Source organism: Lacimicrobium alkaliphilum, from assembly GCF_002591895.1.
Lineage (GTDB): Bacteria > Pseudomonadota > Gammaproteobacteria > Enterobacterales > Alteromonadaceae > Lacimicrobium > Lacimicrobium alkaliphilum.
The window spans coordinates 1-17,373 of record NZ_NISX01000001.1 but is presented as its reverse complement, the minus strand read 5'-3'; the positions used below and the strand labels follow the sequence as shown (position 1 = coordinate 17,373).

General features: G+C 49.2%; 17 protein-coding genes. 11 read left to right on the top strand and 6 right to left on the bottom strand.

Features of this window, described 5'->3' with window-relative positions:
• Positions 1-13: 13 nt before the first annotated feature.
• Together rmuC and CDA54_RS00080 are read right to left on the bottom strand one after the other, a co-directional pair.
• Positions 14-1,483, bottom strand: a complete 1,470-nt coding sequence (gene rmuC / locus CDA54_RS00085; RefSeq protein WP_373286066.1) for a DNA recombination protein RmuC — start codon at positions 1,481-1,483, stop codon at positions 14-16.
• 8 nt (positions 1,484-1,491) lie between these two features.
• Complete coding sequence (locus CDA54_RS00080; protein ID WP_099032966.1) at positions 1,492-3,021, bottom strand: fumarate hydratase; 1,530 nt, start codon at positions 3,019-3,021, stop codon at positions 1,492-1,494.
• A 123-nt stretch (positions 3,022-3,144) separates the two neighbouring features.
• On the opposite strand from CDA54_RS00080, the gene pabB reads away from it, so the two are divergent.
• The 3 genes from pabB (at position 3,145) to CDA54_RS00065 (ending at position 6,677) form a co-directional block, all read left to right on the top strand.
• Positions 3,145-4,533 (top strand): aminodeoxychorismate synthase component I, encoded by a 1,389-nt coding sequence (gene pabB, locus CDA54_RS00075; RefSeq protein WP_268235289.1) that lies wholly within the window; start codon positions 3,145-3,147, stop codon positions 4,531-4,533.
• Between the two features lie 12 nt (positions 4,534-4,545).
• Positions 4,546-5,115 (top strand): CoA pyrophosphatase, encoded by a 570-nt coding sequence (locus CDA54_RS00070; RefSeq protein ID WP_099032965.1) that lies wholly within the window; start codon positions 4,546-4,548, stop codon positions 5,113-5,115.
• A gap of 188 nt (positions 5,116-5,303) precedes the next feature.
• On the top strand, positions 5,304-6,677 hold the full coding sequence (locus tag CDA54_RS00065; RefSeq protein ID WP_099032964.1) for an L-serine ammonia-lyase: 1,374 nt from the start codon (positions 5,304-5,306) through the stop codon (positions 6,675-6,677).
• A gap of 168 nt (positions 6,678-6,845) precedes the next feature.
• Here CDA54_RS00065 and CDA54_RS00060 read toward each other — a convergent pair whose 3' ends face one another.
• Positions 6,846-7,526, bottom strand: coding sequence for a 1-acyl-sn-glycerol-3-phosphate acyltransferase (locus tag CDA54_RS00060; RefSeq protein WP_099032963.1), 681 nt, complete (start codon positions 7,524-7,526; stop codon positions 6,846-6,848).
• A gap of 118 nt (positions 7,527-7,644) precedes the next feature.
• On the opposite strand from CDA54_RS00060, the gene CDA54_RS00055 reads away from it, so the two are divergent.
• From CDA54_RS00055 to CDA54_RS00040, 4 genes are all read left to right on the top strand, one after another.
• On the top strand, positions 7,645-8,082 hold the full coding sequence (locus CDA54_RS00055) for a hypothetical protein (RefSeq protein ID WP_099032962.1): 438 nt from the start codon (positions 7,645-7,647) through the stop codon (positions 8,080-8,082).
• 173 nt (positions 8,083-8,255) lie between these two features.
• Positions 8,256-8,525, top strand: coding sequence for a PepSY domain-containing protein (locus CDA54_RS00050; RefSeq protein ID WP_373286067.1), 270 nt, complete (start codon positions 8,256-8,258; stop codon positions 8,523-8,525).
• 32 nt (positions 8,526-8,557) lie between these two features.
• Positions 8,558-9,232, top strand: coding sequence for a response regulator transcription factor (locus CDA54_RS00045; protein WP_099032960.1), 675 nt, complete (start codon positions 8,558-8,560; stop codon positions 9,230-9,232).
• Positions 9,229-10,566: an ATP-binding protein gene (locus tag CDA54_RS00040; RefSeq protein WP_099032959.1), complete on the top strand. Its 1,338-nt coding sequence runs from the start codon at positions 9,229-9,231 to the stop codon at positions 10,564-10,566. Before CDA54_RS00045 ends, CDA54_RS00040 begins: the two co-directional genes overlap by 4 nt.
• Here the strand turns inward: CDA54_RS00040 and CDA54_RS00035 are convergent.
• Positions 10,501-11,568, bottom strand: a complete 1,068-nt coding sequence (locus CDA54_RS00035; protein ID WP_099032958.1) for an AI-2E family transporter — start codon at positions 11,566-11,568, stop codon at positions 10,501-10,503. The genes CDA54_RS00040 and CDA54_RS00035 overlap by 66 nt on opposite strands.
• A gap of 85 nt (positions 11,569-11,653) precedes the next feature.
• On the opposite strand from CDA54_RS00035, the gene folX reads away from it, so the two are divergent.
• Both folX and CDA54_RS00025 read left to right on the top strand, forming a co-directional pair.
• Positions 11,654-12,022: a dihydroneopterin triphosphate 2'-epimerase gene (folX, locus tag CDA54_RS00030; RefSeq protein WP_099032957.1), complete on the top strand. Its 369-nt coding sequence runs from the start codon at positions 11,654-11,656 to the stop codon at positions 12,020-12,022.
• Positions 12,023-12,034: 12 nt separating this feature from the next.
• On the top strand, positions 12,035-12,934 hold the full coding sequence (locus CDA54_RS00025; protein WP_099032956.1) for a TIGR01777 family oxidoreductase: 900 nt from the start codon (positions 12,035-12,037) through the stop codon (positions 12,932-12,934).
• A gap of 71 nt (positions 12,935-13,005) precedes the next feature.
• On the opposite strand, the gene CDA54_RS00020 is transcribed toward CDA54_RS00025, so the two are convergent.
• On the bottom strand, positions 13,006-15,531 hold the full coding sequence (locus tag CDA54_RS00020; RefSeq protein ID WP_099032955.1) for an ABC transporter permease: 2,526 nt from the start codon (positions 15,529-15,531) through the stop codon (positions 13,006-13,008).
• The gene (locus CDA54_RS00015) at positions 15,521-16,222 is read right to left on the bottom strand and encodes an ABC transporter ATP-binding protein (protein WP_099032954.1); all 702 of its coding nucleotides are present in this window, start codon (positions 16,220-16,222) and stop codon (positions 15,521-15,523) included. The genes CDA54_RS00020 and CDA54_RS00015 overlap by 11 nt, the downstream gene beginning before the upstream one ends.
• A 19-nt stretch (positions 16,223-16,241) precedes the next feature.
• Here CDA54_RS00015 and CDA54_RS00010 point away from each other — a divergent pair, with 19 nt between their 5' ends.
• Complete coding sequence (locus tag CDA54_RS00010; RefSeq protein ID WP_373286069.1) at positions 16,242-16,877, top strand: arylesterase; 636 nt, start codon at positions 16,242-16,244, stop codon at positions 16,875-16,877.
• Positions 16,878-16,943: 66 nt separating this feature from the next.
• Complete coding sequence (locus CDA54_RS00005; RefSeq protein ID WP_099032953.1) at positions 16,944-17,132, top strand: hypothetical protein; 189 nt, start codon at positions 16,944-16,946, stop codon at positions 17,130-17,132.
• The last annotated feature ends 241 nt before the right edge of the window (positions 17,133-17,373 follow it).

Sequence of the window (17,373 nt, the reverse complement as noted above, 5' to 3'; positions counted from 1 at the left end):
CCGCCGATACCAGTCAGTCTTCCTCTTCTGGTGACTGGCTCTCCAGCATCTTAGCACTGAGTTTTTTGCTGCTTTGCACGCCAAGACTCTTAAACTCTTCCACCCGGCGTACCAGATTACCGCGCCCTTCGCTTAGTTTATTCATCGCGCCATCATACTTCTTTTGTACCGTTTGCAGGCTGTTGCCCAGGCCTTCGAGATCTTCCACAAAGCCGACAAATTTGTCGTACAGGCGCGCCGCTTTGTCAGCTATCACTTTGGCGTTCTGATTCTGATACTCGTATTGCCAGATATTATTGATAGTACGCAGCGCCACTAGCAGGTTTGTGGGGCTGACCAGCATAATATTATTGTCCAGTGCCAGCTTGATAAGGTCCGGGGCATTATCAATGGCCAGCAAAAATGCCGCTTCCACTGGCACAAACATCAGCACATAATCGAGGGTTTTCACCCCCCGCAGGTTCTGATAATCCTTATTACCCAGCCCTTTGATATGATTGCGCAGCGAACTGATATGCTCGTTTAAATGGCGGGCGCGGGCCTCATCATCCTGCTCATTAAAATAACGCTCGTAGGCCGCCAGTGACATCTTGGCATCGATAATCACGTCCTTGTCACCGGGCAGGTGCACAATCACATCGGGCTTATAGGCCTTACCCTGCTCATCTTTGTACTGGCCCTGAGTGTCATATTCGTGACCTTCTCGCAGCCCCGATTCACTCAGGATGCGCTCCAGCACCACCTCACCCCAGTTGCCCTGCTGCTTGTTGTCGCCTTTAAGGGCTTTGGTCAGGGCGGCGGCTTCCTCGGTGATCTGAATATTCAGTTGCTTAAGGCTTAAGATCTCGGTTTTCAGCGAGGCACGTTCCTGGCCTTCTTTCACATACTGATCCGTCACCTGCTTTTTAAAGCCTTCAATCTGGTCTTTTAAGGGTGTAAGCAGACTGTCCAGACTTTGCTTGCTGGCGCTGGTGAAATTTTCTGTCTTTTGCTGAAAAATTTTATTGGCCAGATTCTCGAACTGCTGTTTCAGGCTTTGCTCGGCATCTTTTAGCAGTTGCAGTTTGTCTTCTGCGGCCTTCTGCTCCTGTTCAAAACGGGCCCTTTGCGATTCCAGTTCAGTGCGCAGCCTGCCCAGCTCATCACTGGCCTGTTGCCACTTATCCTGCCACTGGCGGGAGTGCTGCTCTAACTCTGGAATACGCTGTGCCTGCTGGCGGTACTGGCCCAGTTCATTTTGCAATTGCAGTTGCTGCTGATGGGTATCATCCAGCCTCTGTTTCACCTCATTGATACTGTCGTAAGCCTGGTGCAGGCTATGTTGATCCTGCTGATGTTGCTGATTCAGCCTGTCCAGTTCGGTCTGTAATGCCTGTGTTTTAGCCTGCGCTCTACTGCTCACAATCCAGGCACTGGCCAGCCCGCCAACAGCCAGGCCGCCTGCAGCCAGTGCCAGGTGTAATAATTCCAGTTCAGAGTTCATCAGCATCCTTAGCGGCTTAACTCAGCTTCCAGCTCTTCAATTTTCGCTTTCCAGATGGCCGGGCCGGTCTGGTGAGCATTGGCACCAGTACTGTCTACGGCTACGGTAACCGGCATATCTTCCACTTCAAATTCGTAAATCGCTTCCATACCCAGCTCTTCAAAAGCTACAACACGGGACTTCTTGATTGCCTTGGAAACCAGATACGCCGCCCCCCCCACTGCCATCAGGTACACGGCCTTGTGCTTAGCAATGCTGTCAACTGTAGCCGGGCCCCGCTCGGCTTTACCGATCATGCCGATAAGACCGGTTTTTTCCAGCATCATATCGGTAAATTTATCCATCCTTGTGGCAGTAGTCGGGCCAGCCGGGCCAACCACTTCATCGCCTACCGCATCAACAGGGCCCACGTAATAGATAAAGCGATTAGTCAGATCCACACCTTCAGGCAAACCTTCGCCATTATCCAGCATGGTCTGAATGCGTTTATGGGCCGCATCACGGCCAGTGAGCATCTTGCCTGACAACAACACGGTTTCACCCACTTTCCAGTCGAGAATATCTTCTTTAGTGACCGTATCCAGATTTACTCTGCGTGTATTCTCGCCCACTTCCCAGGTTACTTTGGGCCAGTCTTCCAGCTTAGGTGCTTTGAGTTCAGACGGGCCACTGCCATCAAGAGTAAAATGGGCATGGCGGGTAGCCGCACAATTGGGGATCATGGCTACCGGCTTGGAAGCGGCATGGGTGGGCAGGGATTTGATTTTCACATCTACCACAGTAGTGAGCCCGCCTAAGCCCTGGGCACCAATACCCAGATCGTTAACCTTCTTAAAAATATCCAGGCGTAATTTTTCTTCTGTGGTCTCGGCCCCACGTGCCATCAGTTCCTGAATATCCACCGGATCCATCAGGCTTTCTTTGGCCAGTACTGCGGCTTTTTCTGCAGTACCACCTATGCCGATACCCAGCATGCCCGGCGGGCACCAACCCGCACCCATGGTAGGCAGGGTTTTTACCACCCACTCGGCGATATCATCAGAGGGGTTGAGCATTACCATCTTGGATTTGTTTTCACTGCCGCCGCCCTTGGCGGCGATCATCACTTCAATTTTATCGCCGGGTACCATATCGATATGCACCACCGCCGGGGTATTATCTTTGGTGTTTTTCCGGGCACCGGCAGGGTCGGCTACAATTGAGGCGCGCAAAGGATTATCGGGGTTCAGATATGCCCTGCGGGTGCCCTCATCCACCATTTGCTGTACCGTCATATCGGTTTTATCCCAGCTGACCTGCATACCTATTTTCACAAAACAGGTAACAATGCCGGTGTCCTGACACAAAGGCCTTTTGCCCTCGGCTGACATACGCGAATTAATCAGAATCTGTGCCATGGCATCTTTGGCGGCCTGGCTCTGCTCTTTTTCATAAGCCTGTTCGACGGCTTTGACATAATCAAGAGGGTGATAATAGGAGATAAACTGCAATGCATCTTCGATGCTGTCGATAAAATCCTGCTGACGGATCTGTGTCATGCTCTGCCTCGTTGAATTGACTGGTCTTTGTTGTGTGTATATTTGGTTGGCGTATCATACATCAAAGTATGCAGGTTCAGAAACGCTCTGACCCACGCTTCATTGTCATTTTCAGGTAGTAACGTGAATAAAACTCCCCTTAATCCACAGCTGGATCTGCCCCGGCTTTTCAGTCACTACAGTGACCAGCCCTGGGCCATGCTGCTGGACTCTGCCGGCACCACACACGTCAACGGTGAGTTTGACCTGATGCTGGCCGAGCCCCTGGCCTGGGTAGTCACCAAAGGTGACACCAGCGAAGTGCATCGCAATGGTCAATTTACCAGCAGTGAAAACGATCCACTGCAATTGATTGAGCAACTTATCGCGGAATATTTTCCACAGCCGGAGCAGGCCACTGTTAGCGACTTTCCCTTTAGTTGCGGTGCCGCCGGGTATTTTGCCTATGATTTAGGCCGGCGTTTTGAGTCCTTACCGGTAACAGCCAAAGCAGATATTGATGCGCCGGATATGGCCGTGGGGATCTACAGCTGGGCTGTGGCCAAATCATGCAAGACAGGTGAAAGCTGGTTGCTCAGCCATCCTGACTATCCGGCTCCGGATCCCGATAAGCTGAATCAGTTGGCAAGTAAAGCGGCGGCCCAAACCATGGATTTTCGTCTGACGTCTTCCTGGCAGTCGAACATGACTCAAGACGAATACCAACAGAAACTGTCGCGCATTCATAAATACCTGCTTGCCGGTGATTGTTATCAGGTTAATCTGGCGCAGCGTTTTACAGCGGCTTACAAAGGTGATGAATGGCAGGCCTATCAGAAACTACGGGAGGCCAATCAGGCGCCCTTCTCTGCCTTTATCCGGTTAGAAAACAGCTGCGTAATGAGCATTTCACCGGAACGGTTGTTGTCGGTTCAGGATAAAGAAGTGCAAACCAAGCCGATTAAAGGTACCCGGCCACGCAGCCTTGATAAGAGCGAAGACCAGGCCCTGGCAAAAGCACTGGCAGGTTCAGACAAAGACCGCGCTGAAAACCTGATGATCGTCGACCTGCTGCGCAACGATATGAGCAAGCATTGTCAAAGTGGGTCGGTGAAGGTTCCTCAACTTTTTGCCATAGAGAGTTTTCCTGCAGTTCACCATCTGGTATCGACAGTGGAAGGACGTCTTAAAGAGGATTCAAGCCCTCTGGATTTGCTTCGGGGAGCCTTTCCTGGTGGTTCGATAACCGGTGCCCCGAAGATTCGCGCCATGGAAATTATCGAAGAGCTTGAGCCCCACCGACGCAGTGTTTACTGTGGTAGCATTGGGTATCTGTCAGCCGATGGTCGTATGGATACCAGTATCTGTATCCGTACCCTGTTGTGTGAAAATCAGCAACTCTACTGTTGGGCCGGAGGAGGCATTGTGCTGGACTCAGATCCAGAAATGGAATATCAGGAAACCTTGCATAAAGTGAATAAAATTTTACCGGTTTTATCGGGTGAGAAACCCGACTATTCAGGAAAAAAATAGACTCATCAGGTGATGAACAAAACACAGTTTTTACGTCAGTTTTATAATGTCAGACAGGTTAGCTACGAGCCGGATTACCCGCTCAGCAAACCCGGCTACCCCGCTGCGGTACTGATGCCGTTGATCAACAGAGAGCCAATGACAATGCTATTTACCCGCAGGGCCAGTCACTTACGCCATCACGGCGGACAGGTCAGTTTTCCCGGCGGACGTATGGAAATTCATGATGATAGCCTTTTAAAGGCAGCCTTAAGAGAGACCGAAGAAGAAATTGGAATCAGCCATGATCAGGTGGAAATCATCGGCCAGCTGGGGCGTTATCGCACGATAAGTGGCTTCGAGGTCACCCCATATATTGGTATTATCGACCCCCCACTTGACCTGAAACGGGATCATAATGAAGTAGCATCCATCTTTGAGGTGCCCCTGAGTTATCTGATGAACAAAAAAAATCACCTGGTTCACTATGCAAGACGCAAAGATGGCCAGCATCCAATCTACTTTATACACTGGCAGCAACAACATATATGGGGCGCTACAGCCGCTTTTGTGCGTAATCTTTCTAATCATCTGGGTGAGTGAGGAGTGAGGTGAGAAGAGTGAGGGGGCGGATCGTCCTCACTCCTGACACCTCACCCCTAACCAACACAGATCACACATTTCTTTACACTCCATTAACTAATCTAATCTGTACGATTACTTTTGTCTGTTTGTCAGTTACTGCACAATTCGCCATCCTATAAGTTATAGAAAAACATTAAGAGAACCCTATGATCAGTGTATTCGACATGTTCAGCATCGGCATCGGCCCGTCCAGCTCACATACGGTGGGCCCGATGCGTGCTGCCAAAGCCTTTATTCAGGAACTCAAAACCCGGGATCTGTTCGGACAGACAGACAGGGTTAAGGTGGAGCTATGCGGGTCACTCGGGCAAACCGGTAAAGGCCATGGTACCGGTAAAGCCGTAATTCTTGGGCTGCTTGGCCACGATCCGGAAACCGTAGATGTAGACCAGGTTGAGCAAATGCTCAGTGACATAGAGCAAAGCCAGAAACTAAATCTGGGCGGAGAGAAACTAATAAAATTCCCCCGTGAGGGTGCCATTGTTTTTCATCGCCGCAAGACCCTGAAGCTACATTCCAATGGTTTGAGCTTTTATGCCAGGCAAGGTGACGAGGTGTTGTTCAGTCAGACCTACTACTCCATCGGTGGCGGCTTCATTATCAAAGAAGAAGACTTTGAAGATGAAAAAGCTACCGCACTTAAACACTCAGAAAGGCCTGTACCCTATCCATTTGAGACAGCATCGGAGTTATTAGGGCATTGTAAGGAAAGCGGCATGCGTGTCAGCTCCTTGATGATTAAAAATGAGCAGGTTTTTCAGCCGGAGAAAGATATCCGGGCCAAGCTCTGGCATATCTGGAAAGTCATGGATGCATGTATCGAAAAAGGTAAACAGACCGAGGGTATTCTGCCGGGTGGGCTGAAGGTCAGACGCCGGGCGCCGGATCTGTACCGTAAGCTACAAAGTGAGAAAAGTGCCGACCCTATGGCGGCCATGGACTGGGTGAACCTGTTTGCCCTGGCCGTAAATGAAGAAAATGCCGCGGGTAGCAGAGTGGTAACAGCGCCGACTAATGGCGCAGCGGGGATTATTCCTGCAGTACTGTGTTATTTCGATAAATTTGTACGTCCCGTGGATGAAGACACCGCGGTGCGCTTTCTGCTAACGGCCGCTGCCATCGGTATTCTGTACAAAAAGAATGCCTCCATATCCGGTGCTGAAGTGGGCTGCCAGGGCGAAGTGGGCGTAGCCTGCTCCATGGCAGCAGGAGCGTTAGCAGAGATTATGGGCGGCAGTGTGAATGCTGTGGAAAATGCCGCCGAGATCGGTATGGAACACAATCTGGGTCTGACCTGTGACCCCGTCGGCGGTCTGGTACAGGTGCCCTGTATCGAGCGCAATGCTATGGGGGCAATTAAAGCCATCAATGCAGCCCGTCTTGCTCTGCGCGGCTCCGGCGAGCACAAAGTGTCACTGGATAAGGTGATTAAAACCATGTGGGACACCGGCAACGATATGAAATCGAAATACAAAGAAACGGCCCGTGGTGGTCTGGCAGTGAATATTATCGAGTGTTAAATAAAGAAATTTTTACCACAGAGGCGCGGAGAACACAGAGGATTGAACGTCTTAATCCCCTTTACTTCTCTGTGCCCTCCGTGTCTCTGTGGTTACATGCTTTATTACACTAAAATCAACGAGCAGGTTTATCACTGAAGACTGACGACTGAAAGCTGATCGCTTCACCTACTCAGGCACACAGTGTTGCAGGCGGTGGTTCATATCCTTAACCACCCTTGCCTTAAAACTGCCCTCCCCTTGTTGTTCCAGTGCGGCTTTATAGTCTGCAATATCTAATATTTCCATATTTACGCTCAGGGTCTTAAAAACCCTGGGGAAACGTTGCCCCGGAACCTGAACGTGATGTAACCCGCCGCTATAAACAAACAACATTTTGCCTTCTCTAAGCCGGACTAAGATATCGGCCACACCACCGCGTACACTCATAGGGTTACCCTGACTATCCAGGCCATTACTGCGTTTCATCCTGCCCTCCGGCAATATGGCCGTGATGACATCCTCTTGCACATGAGAAAGAAAATGCTGCCATGATTCGTCCTGTTGTCGGGTAATAGGAATGCATCCGGGAAGCAGCACTTTGAGTATTCTGCCTGTCATTGGGCGTTTAAGCGTAATATCAGCACCGGGAACAACCACTTTATGGGCTAATTGGCAGACAAATCGCCAGGGGGCAAAACGGATAAACAAGGGCTCAAACAAACTGGTGTGATTCAGAAATACCAGTAGCCGCACATCCTTTAATGCTTCTTCTTTTTCTTTGCTAAGCCAGTTAACTCTGCCACGGTAAAAAAGATGAGACAGCAATTTCACTTTCGCCATCAGTAAAAAACTCAAAAATTTATGCATAGATAGCCGCAACAGCCTTCGCGTATTTTTCAGACCATTCTAGCGGATATGAGTTCTACTCAAGTTTTTTTTTTCTGCGCCGATATCTCTCATGTAAGCAATATATCTGAGGTGGCCAATGAACATAAAACAATTTTACCCGGTAAAAAGTCTGATAATGGTGGTTTCTGCCATTCTTATGTCCATTGGCCTGACAGCCTGCATGCAAGGTTTCTCTGTGGCTGAAATCGCTGCCCGGGCACCTGCCTCAGACAACATTCCTGAACTGGCCCTGAAAAGGGTCAATCAATCATTTAAAACCACGTTTATGATGGGTGACTGGTATTATCAGGGGGCTACTGCAGTCAAAGGCGGAATAGATGCTTATATCCAGATCCCCGGCAAACTCGACATGGATCCAGAGTATCAGCGCAACTACCTGCGCCAGTCTGTCTGCCCTAAAGCCGACAATGAACAGTTGTGGCAAGAGTTAGGTGGTCTGTCCCTGTCAGTACATCTTTATACTTACAATAAAAGATTCAGCGTTTATGCCACTTGCGAAAATCCGCTAGCCTGAAAATACTGATGGCAGAGCAAAGGGGCTTTCACGCCCCTTTTTTTATTTTACCTCTCAAATTCAGCCCCAATTCATCCAGCTCCGTTATTCTGTAACGGGTTTCTGGTTTATCTGTTTGATGAAGTAAGCTTTGGCGGTAGACTAATTACCTTCGGTTTTTTAATGAGGACATGATGAAAACACTCAGACTACTGTCTCTGATTTTCTGTATATGCCTGGTGACCCCAATCGTGGCGCAGGAACAGGGTCAGGAGCAGATGAATAAGGCCAAAGCGGCACAGAAGGCTCGCCAACAAGTCAATGGGCGTGTATTGAAAGTCGATCGTAAAAAAGACAATTACAGAGTCAAAATGCTGAAAAAATCTGGCCGTGTGGTGTCTGTGGATGTGGATACGAAATCCGGTCGCGTCAAGAGTAACGATAAGAAGAAAAACGGTCATTAGTACAGGACCGCCAGATAAGGATAGGGTTCGCTATGCGTATTTTGATAGTAGAAGACGATAGTCGTCTGCTCACACAGTTAGATCAGTTAATGCAACACAATGGCTACAGCGTGGATCTGGCTGATGATGGAGAGAAGGCTCTATATTTGTTTAAAGAGTACCCTTACGACCTGGCTATTATCGATATCGGCTTACCGGTACTGGACGGCCTCGAGCTAATCCGGCGCGTACGTCAGCAGAAAATCATCAGCCCTATACTCATACTTACCGCAAGAGACCGATGGCAGGAGAAGGTCGAGGGTCTTGAGGCCGGTGCCGATGACTATCTCACTAAACCCTTCTACAACGAAGAGCTGCTGGCTCGGGCGAAGGCCCTGATTCGCAGGGCCGCAGGCCAGCCTAATCCGGCACTGGAAAGAGGGCCGATAAAACTCGACACGCTCTCAGAAGAAGTGTTTGTCAATGACAAGCCGGTGGAGCTCACAGCCTATGAGTATCGGGTGCTGGAGTATCTGTTGATGAACCCCAATAAGATTGTTTCCAAAACCCAGCTGACTGAGCATATCTATGATCAGGATTTTGATCTGGATAGTAATGTGATTGAAGTTTTTGTGGGCCGTTTACGTAAGAAACTCGATCCGGACAATCAAATCAAACCTATCGAAACCTTGCGTGGGCGGGGATACCGGATTAATCGGCAGCTATGACCAGGTGGTCGCTGAAAGGCCGCAGTCTGGCGGCTGCCATACTGGTGCTGGCAATCTTTTTTCCCCTTGCGGCATTGGTATTAGAGCAGGCCTTCAGCAATAGCCTCAGTCAGTCCATGGAGGAGCAATTGAGATTGCAGAACCTGGGTCTAATCTCTGAATTTGAGGTGATACAGGGCGAGATCCAGATGCCTGAGCAGCTGTTTAACAATAGTTTGAATATCCCCGACTCAGGTACCTATGCGCTGATTTCCATGCACAAACTGCCCATCTGGGAGTCAGACTCCACCCTTAACTGGCGTCAGATCCCCGAGTTGGACCGGCCTGATGTGGGTGAAGAGATGTTTGTCTCCAGGCTAATCGACGGGATAACGTTTTTTCAGTTCAGCTACACCGCCGAGTTTGAGGATCGGGGTTTTATGTTTCCTGTTAGCTTTCATATTCTGCAGGAGCGGCGGCTGTTTGACCAGGAGGTCAGCGCCTACCGGGCAACCTTGTGGCAATGGCTCGGGCTGATTTCTTTGTTGCTAATCGCCTTATTGGTGTTCAGCCTGTATGCGGCTCTGAGGCCCATCAGCCAACTGGTAAGCCAGATCAGTGATGTGGAAAAAGGCAAATGTCACCGTCTTGCCGGAACCTTCCCACCGGAGCTGGAACACCTGAAAACAAGCCTCAACCACCTGCTGGATTCCGAACTGCAACAACGTCAACGCTATTACAATAGTCTCGGCGATCTGGCTCACAACCTGAAAACGCCACTGGCGATGTTAAAAGGCAATGATCGGGTAATGCAAATTGCCAACGAGCCCGTTGAACAGATCGACAGCATTATCAGTCGTCAGTTAAAGCGGGCAGTAGCCGGGGCCGGCAGTGGTTGGCAGCAGAAAGTTGCCTTATCGGGCTTACTGCATCAGATTATCAGTGCGATGAAAAAGGTTTACGCCGATAAAAAGCTTGATATTACACTGCTGGATGACGCGCAAGCTGAACTGGCTGCCGACAAAACCGATTTAATGGAGCTTTTTGGCAACCTGATTGATAACGCCTGCAAGGCTGCACACCAACAGGTTCGTGTCAGCTTGCAGCAAAACAACAACACACTGGTGTTAACCATCGAAGACGATGGTCCCGGAATCCATCCTGAACAACGCCAGCAAATACTCAACCGCGGTACCCGGCTTGACAGTTATCCCGGCGGCCAGGGCCTTGGTATGGCCATTGTCACAGATCTTGTCAATGCCTATCAGGGCAAACTGGAAATAGCCGACTCATCCCTGGGAGGTAACCTTTTCAGGATCAGCTTTAGTACTGATTTCACCGCCATCACCGAGTAACACCGCAAACCAGTTCCCACCATGCGTTGACTCCAGGGCTATTTTCACAATCATGGTCAGGGGCACCGACAACAGCATTCCAACTGTACCTAACAGCCAGCCCCAGAATATCAATGACAGAAATACTACCAATGTGGACAAACCCAGCCCCCGTCCCATAAATTTAGGCTCAATCATATTACCCATCAGCGTATTCAGTGCAATATAAAACAACGCCACCACCCCTGCCATTGCCGGGCCAAGCTGAACAAATGCAAGCAACACCGCTGGCACTGCAGCGAGAATAGAGCCGATATTAGGAATATAGTTAAGTAAAAACGCCAGAACCGCCCATAACATAAAATGATCCAGTCCCAGGAGGTAAAGCACCACCCCCACGATGGTTCCGGTTACCAGACTGATTAGTGTCTTTATCACCAGATAGTTTTTAACGGATGTCAGAAACCTGTCTACCTGTTTAATTTTTATGTCCGGATTCGCCAGCGCAATATGCACTTTTTTCGGTATGGTGTCCGCCTCAAACAGCATAAATACGACTGTCAGCAGAATCAGGAAAAAGTTGGTCATCACTGAACCAAGACTGGTAAGGAGATTACTGGCCATATTCATGGCAAGCCCCGGATCAAGATAAGACAGTAACTGAGTTCTGTCGATTTCTATATTTAGTGAGGATAACTGGGCTGCCAGCCAGGCAAGCTCATTTCCCAGCTGGGTTTTATAACCGGGTAGATTTTCAGTAAATTCGTTCATCGACTGACCAACCAGCCCGGCCAGCATAAATCCAAATACCACAATAATCAGTATTACCATTATCACAGACAGAACTTTAGGTATGTGATACAAGGATGCGCGCCGGATAATCGGCGCACAGGCGATGGCAATAAACATCGATAAAAGGAACGGAACGACAATGGCACTGGCTGCTTTAATACCGGCCAATATGACGATAAGCGACGCCATCGTCAGTAACGCTTTAAGACTTGAACTCTTATTTTTATCCATTATTCACAAGTTAACTATCTGTGCTTATGGCAAAATTAACAGATACACCTAATTTTTGATATCTGCATTGAGGAAATTAACAGAAATGACACTAAACCCGGCCACAATCCGTATCAAGAACCTCCGTTTACGCACCTATATCGGCATCAAACCCGATGAGATAGAAAATAAACAGGATGTGCTCGTCAACGTAAAGATTCGCTACAGTGCAGAGCAGGCAACGAATTCGGATAATATGCAGGATGCATTGAATTATCGCACGATCACTAAACGTATTATCGAACTGGTGGAACACAATCGCTTCTCGTTACTTGAAAAGCTCACATCTGAGATTCTGGCTATTGCTGCCGAGCACCCTTGGGTCACTTATGCACAGGCCGAAGTGGACAAACCCCATGCTTTACGCTTTGCTGATTCGGTATCTCTGTGCTTATCTTGTGGTAACAGTGATTAAAGTGAGAGTCTTATGAAAATCCTGATGACGGGCGGCACCGGACTAATAGGCTCCCGGCTTCTGTCCCGACTTCCTGAAGGACATCAGGTTACGGTACTGACCCGTAACCTTGCAGAAGCACAAATGCTCCTTGGGAGGCGTGCCCGCTGGATGTCATCTATCAAGTCACTGACAAACCTGGATGAATATGATGCGGTCATTAATCTCGCTGGCGAGCCTATTGCCGATAAGCGCTGGAGTGATGAACAAAAGGAACGCATTTGTCAAAGTCGATGGCAGCTCACGCAAAAACTGGTAGATCTCTGTCAGGCAGGAAACAACCCTCCAAAAGTTTTTATCAGTGGTTCAGCAATTGGCTATTACGGCCGTCAGGATGATGAGTTTATCAGTGAGTATCACCCGTCCTGTCATGATGAATTCAGCCACCGCTTATGTAAAAAATGGGAAGAGATTGCTCTTCAGGCCCAATCAGATACAACCCGGGTCTGTCTGCTTCGTACCGGTATTGTGCTCAGCCGCAGGGGCGGTGCACTCGTCAAAATGATGCCTCCATTCAAGTTCGGTCTGGGTGGCCCCATGGGCAACGGTGAACAGTATATGTCCTGGATCCATATCAGTGATATGGTTTCAGCCATCATGTTTTTACTCGAGCAACCCGACACTCAGGGTGCTTATAACCTTGTCGCCCCCAACCCGGTAACCAACAAGGATTTCAGCCAGGCCCTTGCGCAGGACCTTCACCGCCCTTGTGTGTTCACGATGCCCGCCTTTGTGGTTAAAATACTGTTTGGCGAAATGTCTGACCTTGTACTTTATGGTCAACGGGTAATTCCAAAAAGATTACAGGAAGCTGGCTTTCACTTTCAGCATCAGCACCTTGATGAAGCATTGGCAAGCTTGCAATTACGCTGAATCCACACCCAATATGTATCAGCTCAGCAGGCCAGTTGCTGTCAACTGACCGCTGAGAACTGATAACTTTTTTACACCATTCGCCTGAGCAACTGGCTGGTATTCAGAGACAGTAGCCTCCAGCAACTTATTGCCCCAAGCACCCCGACCACCAAAGCACCGGTTATCGGTGCCAGCAGCCAATATTGCCAGTGCACCGTTGTCTGCATATTAAATACCTGACTTTGCAACAAATACAATGCCAGCTCATTGGCCATCGCCGCCATCCCGCCGGCAACAATGCCGATAATGACAAACTCGGCGATCACGCTCATACGAATCATCATGCCTTTGGCGCCAAGGGTACGTAGTATGGCCAGTTCCTGCTGACGTTCATCCATACTGGATTGCACCTGTGCTACCAATACCAGAGCTCCGGCACACAATACCAGAACCAGTATAAACTCCACTGCCAATGACACCTGAGAAACAATACTGCGTAACTGATTGATCCTCGCATCCACATCAAACAAGGTGACTGTTGAAAAAGGCGACATCAACTCTCCAAGCTGCGCTTTTTGCTCAGTAGGCAAATGGAAACTGGTAATATAGGTTGGCGAGAAAGCCTGCATGGCGGCTGGCTCAAGCACGAAGAAGAAATTTGGCTGCATGGTTTGCCAATTGACTTCCCGCAGGCTTCCCACTTCAGCTTCCACAACTTCACTACCGATATTAAAGCGCAACACATCGCCCAGTTTAATCTCCAGACGTTCTGCCACTTTTGACTCCACTGAAACCTGATAGGGTTTGTCACTACTTTGCGTATCCCCATGCCAGTTTCCGGCCACCACGCGATTCTCTTGTTGAAGCGTACTACTCCAGGTCAGATTCGCTTCTCTGCCAAGCCCTCTGCGACCTGAATCGTCGTCCTCTTTGGTGACGTCAGTGCGAATCGTTTCTTCATTAATGGCCACAAAGCGCCCCCGCACAACGGGATAGAACTTGTCCATTTCCAGTCCGCGTTCGGAGAAATGAGACTCTACAACAGGGCGCTGCTGATCAGTGATATTGATCATAAAATAATTTGGCGTGCCTTTGGGTAACTGTTCCTGCCACTGCCTGACCATGTCATTGCGCATCACCAATACCACCAGTAACAACATGATAGTGATGGCAAAGCTGATTAACTGAACTGAATTGTCCATTGCCCGACGCTGGATCCGTGCCCAGGCGAGCTGCCATGCCCCCATACGCCCCTGCCCGAGTTTCCGGCCAAGCCAAATCAACCCCATAGTCACAGCCATCAATGCCATAGCCAGTACCAGCCCGGTAACCAACAGAATCAGACTGATTTTCAGATCGCCGCTATAAGCCCACATCAGCACAAAAATAGCGCTTCCTGCGGCAATAAACTGGATAATCCTGGAGCCTACATTAGCGCCTAAATCGCGCCTCAATACCCGTAAAGGGGGCACAGAAAAAAGCTTCATCAACGGATACAGCGAAAACAGCATCGCACACACTACACCTGTAAAGATTGCAATGAAAAACGGACGCCAATGCCAGTTATCCAGTGCGACAGGCACTTTTTCTGCGATCAGTTCCGCCACCACATACTGAGCCGAAAAACCCAGCAGGCTGCCAATCACAATCCCCAGAGTTGCGATAAAAATAACCTGCAACAGATAAATTTTTCGTACCATCGCACCGGATGCGCCCAGGGTTTTCATAATTGCCACAGGGTCGTAGTGGCGATGACTGTAGCGCTGTGCAGCAACAGCAATAGACACCGAAGCCAGTACTATGGCCAGCAGACTGGCTAGCAGAAAATACTGTTCAGCACGACGTACAGAACGCCCCAGAGGGGAGTCATCATCCTTTACCGAACGCCAGTAATGGAGCTCCCGATCCAGTTTGGGCTCCAGCCATTCATAGTAGGCATCCAGCGCAGCGTCTTCACCGCTGAACATATAGTCATAATCAGTGCGACTTCCCGGCCCGCTGATACCTGTAGCCGCAAGGTCCTTCAACGGCATTAATACTAAAGGGTCGCCGCCGAACACATTAAAACCACCGTCAGGCAGCTCGCTGATAACCGCACTGACCAGAAATTCGCGCTCGCCAATCTCAACCTTGTCACCTTTTTCTATTCCCAGTACCTGAAACAGGCGCGAGTCCAGCCATACCTCTCCAGCCCCCGGTAAGCCGTTCACGGGTTTGCCCAGACCAAAGGGTTCATCCGCAAGTTTAATGGTGCCTTTAAGCGGATAGGCATTATCTACCGCCCGTACATCTGCCAGCATCAGTTCATCGTTGGCAAATACCATAGAGCGCATCTGCACCCGCTGAGCAAGATTGAGGCCCTGTTCACGCGCTTTGTCCAGCCATTCATCCGGTACCGGCTTATCAGAACCCAACAAACGGTCTGCAGCAAGAAACTCGGCCGTTCTGTCAGTCAGTGCGGATTGCAAACGTTCACTAAAAAGAGACAGCGACAACACTGCCGCCACAGATAGCACAATGGCCAGCAGAATAACCGTCAGTTCACCACGACGGGCTTCATGGCGAAATAAGCGCCACGACAGGGTCCAGGCAGCATTATTTGGACTAGCTGACATGACGCTGCTCCGCATTCAGTTGTACACTGTCATCTTCAGTCAGAGTACCTGCATACATATGCAATTGTCGGTCACAACGTGAAGCTAATTCCGTATCATGGGTTACCAAAACTAAGGTTGTGCCGGACTGGTGATTAAGTTCAAACAGAAGTTTTTCTATTTTGTCACCATTAGCGGCATCAAGATTACCTGTGGGTTCATCAGCAAACAAAATCTTGGGCCGTGTAATAAAAGCCCGGGCAATCGCAACACGCTGCTGCTCACCGCCGCTGAGCTGGTTAGGATAGTGATGGGCACGGTGTTCCAGCCCAACTTGCTGTAAGGCCTCCAGCGCCGCCTGACGCGGTTTGGGGTGACCACTTATTTCGGCCGGTAGCATCACATTCTCCAGTGCCGTCAGGCTTTGTACCAACATGAAACTCTGAAAGATAAAGCCCACCTTTTCGCCGCGCATCCGCGCCCTTGCCTCTTCATCCATCTGATGCAAAGGTTCCTCGTCCAGATAGATTTCTCCTTCAGTCACCTGATCCAAACCGGCTAATAAACCTAATAAAGTAGATTTGCCTGAGCCGGACGCACCGACAATGGCAACTGACTCACCAGAGTTGACATCAAAGCTGATAGGCTGAAGGATCTGTAGCTCGCCTTCGGTGGTATTCACTATTTTGGTGATCGCACTGGTACGAATCATACTTTTTGGAGTCCCGTTAATTGTGTTTTCATTTTTGAAGATTATCTTAACCCTTATACCCTTTCTGCTGTTTTCAGATCAACTTAAGGCAGAACAGGTCAGGCTACTGATTCTCGGTGACAGCCTAAGTGCTGCCTATGGCATGAAGCAAGAACAAGGCTGGGTAACATTGTTACAAGATGCTTTAAAGCCTGAGGATATTACCGTTATCAATGCCGCCGTAAGCGGAGAAACCACTGACGGCGGGCTGGCCCGCCTGCCGCGCCTGCTTGATCAACATCAACCGTCTCATATGCTGATTGAACTTGGCGGCAATGATGGGCTGCGAGGTTACCCGGTCAGTAAGTTAAAGGCCAATATCAGCGCCATGATCACGATGGCTGAAAAACGTGATATCGATGTGATACTGCAACAAATGCAAATTCCTACTAACTTTGGGCGGCGTTATAATCAGATGTTCACGCAAAGCTACCAGACTCTGGCGGAACAACATGATGTGCCATTGATCCCGTTTTTTCTTAAAGATATCGCCTTAGATGACAAAATGATGCAAAAAGACCGCATACACCCCAGCGTTGAAGCGCAGCCCTTTATTGCCCGTTATATGCAGAAGCAACTTATGCCCTATCTTTCACATGAAGAAATTAGCCAATGAAAGACAAACTGCAGTGACGTGGTCTACTATTAGTAATCAGATGAAAAAGCAAGCGAGGTAGCAATAATGGAAATCGGTTCTGCGGTTGGCAGTAATGTACAGACAGTGCAACCTCAACCCGCTCAGCAACAAGAAACGCAGAGAACAGAGCAGCAGCAACGTCAGGGGGAGGCAGAAGTAGCTCGGCTGGAAACCCCATCCCAGACCCCTGATCCAGGCCAGAGAGTAGGCAGTGTGATCGATACCCAAGTGTAATATCAGTAAATTTGAAAGGACTGATTAACACCGTAAGGATAAGTACGATTGTGAGTTGAGTTAAACGAGACATCGACCTCCCTGTCTTTTATGTCTCTCGTCCCTTCGAGCCAGTTACCTTTGTAAGGACACAAAGGTAACCGACAAAATTTTCTGGAAAAATTTTGAACATCCGAAGGATGGCCTGTGGTGAAATCCAGGGAAGGATTTCATAAAAATCCCTCGCTCAGGACAGCTTCTG